The sequence below is a fragment of the Rhizobium sp. UBA1881 genome (genome assembly GCF_002338015.1).
In the GTDB taxonomy this organism is placed as follows: domain Bacteria; phylum Pseudomonadota; class Alphaproteobacteria; order Rhizobiales; family Rhizobiaceae; genus Rhizobium.
The window spans coordinates 1-3,426 of record NZ_DDHH01000106.1 but is presented as its reverse complement, the minus strand read 5'-3'; the positions used below and the strand labels follow the sequence as shown (position 1 = coordinate 3,426).

Sequence of the window (3,426 nt, the reverse complement as noted above, 5' to 3'; positions counted from 1 at the left end):
ATCGCCACCGGTGGAGATGATTTCGTTCACGCCCAGCCCCGGAAGGCAGGTGTAATCGGTACCGGCCTTCTGGCCGGCCAGAGCGAACTCGCCCTGCGCCCAGTCACCCATGATCTGGCCGCCGGCTTTGCCGGTGATCACGAGGTTGGTTGCCTGGTTCCAATCCTGGACGTTGCTGCCCTTGGACATCTTGCGGGCGTCGTCAGCAGCCTTGAAGACCTTGGCGATCTCGGGACCGGCAGCCACGTCGGCGTCCTTATCCTTGAACACCTTGTTGAACGTGTCCTTGCCGGCGATCGCCACCATCAGCGTGTCGAAGGCGCCTGCTGCCTGCCACGGCTGACCGCCGACGGCGAGCGGCACGATGCCGGCCTTTTCGAGAGCCGGAGCCGCCGCGACGAATTCATCCCAGTTCTTCGGCACGTCAACGCCGGCCTTCTTGAACGCGGCGTTCGAGAGCCACAGCCACTGCCAGGAGTGGATGTTGACGGGTGCGCAATAGATCTTGCCGTCGATCGTGCAGCTGTCGAGCAGGCTTGCCGGACGAATGATGTCCTTCCAGTGCTCGGCGGTCGCGACATCGGTCAGGTCGCGCATCAGGCCAGCCTGAACGAGTTCTTCCGCCTGACGGCCGTGGTTGAACTGGGTGGCGCCCATCGGATCGCCGCCGGTGATACGGCTGACCATGATCGGACGCGCCGTGCCGCCGGAACCGGCGATGGCGCCATCAACCCACTTGTTGCCGGTCGCGTCGAATGCCTTGGCGAGTTCGGCCACGGCAGCGGCTTCGCCGCCCGAGGTCCACCAATGCGTGACTTCGAGATCGGTGGCGTGTGCCGCACCAAGCGGCAAGGCGACGGATGCGCACAGCGCTGCCGCCATCAAACGAATATTCATGAGTTCTCCTCCCTCACTGTAACGTTGCCGGAAAAACTTAGTTCAATCGATATTGCCGCGCAACAGCCACCCCTTAAAATTTTCTTTCAGCCCATGCTTTGCTACCTTTGCCTGCTGAAACAACGCCACTCCCGCAAGCCTTTGCAAAGGCGTGGCTCCCCCATGTGCAAGTGCACATCGCTATTATATGTCTGTTTTTGTGTGTTTTATTCAACTGGTATCATGACGTAATTTCTCATTGCCGTTCGCAAGTGCAAAAAATTCGCGCATAAACCACCGATTCAACCAATGAGCGCATATGCAACAAAACCGTCGCAAAAATCGCTCGACAATTTCACTGTAACGTTACAGATTTTAAGGCCCGTGGGAGGGAACGGCATCTGTGTATTCGGGCTTACAGTGCTGCGAAAAGCATCTATAAGCGAACCAAATCGCGTAGGACGGCCTAGAGGGATGAAAAACAAAGCGAATTTCGGGACGACGGTGACCGAGGCATCTCGGGAGAGACCGACACTGAAGACGATTGCCTTCATGACCGGCCTCGGCATCACCACTGTGTCTCGCGCATTGAAGGATGCACCCGACATCGGCGCGGAGACCAAGGAACGCGTGCGGATGGTGGCAAGCCAGCTCGGCTATCAGCCGAACCGCGCCGGCGTGCGCCTCAGGACAGGCAAGACCAATGTCATCGCGCTTGTTCTGAGCATCGACGAAGAGATCATGGGCTTCTCGAGCCAGCTGGTCTTCGGCATCTCCGAGGTCCTGACCGGCACCCCCTATCACATCGTCGTCACGCCGCACTCGCACAGCAAGGACCCGATGCTGCCGGTGCGCTATATCCTCGAGACAGGCTCGGCCGACGGCGTCATCATCTCCCGCATCGAACCGGACGATCCCCGCGTTCGCCTGCTCAGCGAGCGCAATATGCCGTTTGCCACGCATGGACGCACCGACGCCGGGCTGATGCACCCGTTCCACGACTTCGACAACGAGGCCTTCGCCCACCAGGCGGTCGAGAAGCTGGTCGCGCGCGGCCGCAAGCGCATCGCCCTCCTCCAGCCCCCCAGCAAGCTCACCTATTACACGCACACCCGCATCGGCTTCCAGACCGGCCTGCATGACTATGGCGCCGAGGAAGTGCCGCTGCGCGTCACCATCGACACGCCGCTGGACGATATCCGCAACGCAGTCGAAACGATGATGCGCTCCAGCAACGCGCCCGATGGCATCGTCTGTCTCGCCGGCAGTGCCGCCATCGCCGTCAACGCCGGCATCGAAGCCGCCGGCAAGCGCCTCGGCCACGACGTCGACATGGCCTCGAAGGAATCTGCGCCGATCCTCAACTGGATCCGCCCGGAGATCATCACCGCCTATGAAGACGTCCGCCATGCCGGCCGCGAAATGGCCAAGGCCGTCATCGCCCGCATCGACGGCGTCGAGCCGGAACTGCTGCAGAGCGTGAGCCAGCCGGTCTGGACACGACCGAATAGCTGACGGAAGTCAACAAGGAAAGACAACGCATGACCAAGGCTCTCCTCATCATCGATGTGCAGAACGCCATCGTTGCGGGCAAGGGCACGCCCGAGCGGCAGCCATCAATCGACGCCGCGCTTGATGAGACTGTCGCGCGCCTTGCCGCGCTCAGGGAACGCGCATGGCATAGCGGCATCCCCGTCGTCCTCGTGCAGCACGACGGCGACCCGGGCCATCGCCTCGCGGTCGGCACGAAAGGCTGGGAAATCAGGCAGGAACTCGCGCCCGGCAGCGGCGACACCGTCGTTCACAAGAGGAGCGCCGATTCCTTCTTCGAGACCGATCTGGCCGAACGGCTGACAGAGCGCTCCGTGACCCATCTCGTCATCGGCGGCTGCATGTCGCAGTTCTGCGTCGACACCACGGTCCGCCGCGCCGTCTCGCTCGGCTACAACGTCACCCTGATCGCCGACGGTCACACGACCGCCGATTCGGGCTCATTGACCTTCGCCGAGATCGTCGCCCACCATAACGAGACGCTGGATGATTTCGACGCCGGATCGGCGCTGTCGATTGTCCGCCCCGCCGCCGAAATCCAGTTCTGAACCAGGTCAATTGACCCAAACGCAAAACAGCCGGGCCAATGGCCCGGCTGTTGTCATTTTCAGAAAGCGAACCTTAGAAGGTCGCCGCACCGCTGCCCCATGGGCCGTGGTGGAAGTCCTTGCCATCAAGGCGATCGAAGCCGTGGGCGCCGAAGAAGTCGCGCTGTGCCTGGATCAGGTTGGCGGTGCCGCGGCCCTGGCGATAGGCGTCGAAGTAGGTGAGCGCAGAGGTCAGCGCCGGAACCGGCAGACCGGCCTGCAGGGCGGCACCGACTACGCGGCGAAGCGCCGGCAGCGATTCCTTGACCATGTCCGCGAAGGCCGGCGTCACGATCAGGTTGGCGACGTCAGGCGCCTTGGTGAAGGCCGAGGTGATCTCGTCGAGGAACTGCGAACGGATGATGCAGCCGTCACGCCAGATCTTGGCAATGGTTGGCATCGGCAGCGACCA

Annotated in this window: 3 protein-coding genes and 1 pseudogene; 2 read left to right on the top strand and 2 right to left on the bottom strand. The window is 62.1% G+C overall.

What is annotated here, in order from left to right:
- Positions 1–897, bottom strand: an 897-nt coding sequence (locus B3605_RS12910; protein WP_296434354.1) for an ABC transporter substrate-binding protein, incomplete at its 3' end; no start/stop codon positions are given.
- Positions 898–1,350: 453 nt separating this feature from the next.
- Here B3605_RS12910 and B3605_RS12905 point away from each other — a divergent pair.
- The gene (locus B3605_RS12905) at positions 1,351–2,391 is read left to right on the top strand and encodes a LacI family transcriptional regulator (RefSeq protein WP_112941713.1); all 1,041 of its coding nucleotides are present in this window, start codon (positions 1,351–1,353) and stop codon (positions 2,389–2,391) included.
- Positions 2,392–2,417: 26 nt separating this feature from the next.
- Positions 2,418–2,975, top strand: a complete 558-nt coding sequence (locus B3605_RS12900) for a cysteine hydrolase family protein (protein ID WP_112941714.1) — start codon at positions 2,418–2,420, stop codon at positions 2,973–2,975.
- 73 nt (positions 2,976–3,048) lie between these two features.
- Here B3605_RS12900 and B3605_RS12895 read toward each other — a convergent pair.
- Positions 3,049–3,426: pseudogene (locus B3605_RS12895) on the bottom strand (NADP-dependent phosphogluconate dehydrogenase); the annotation flags it as partial.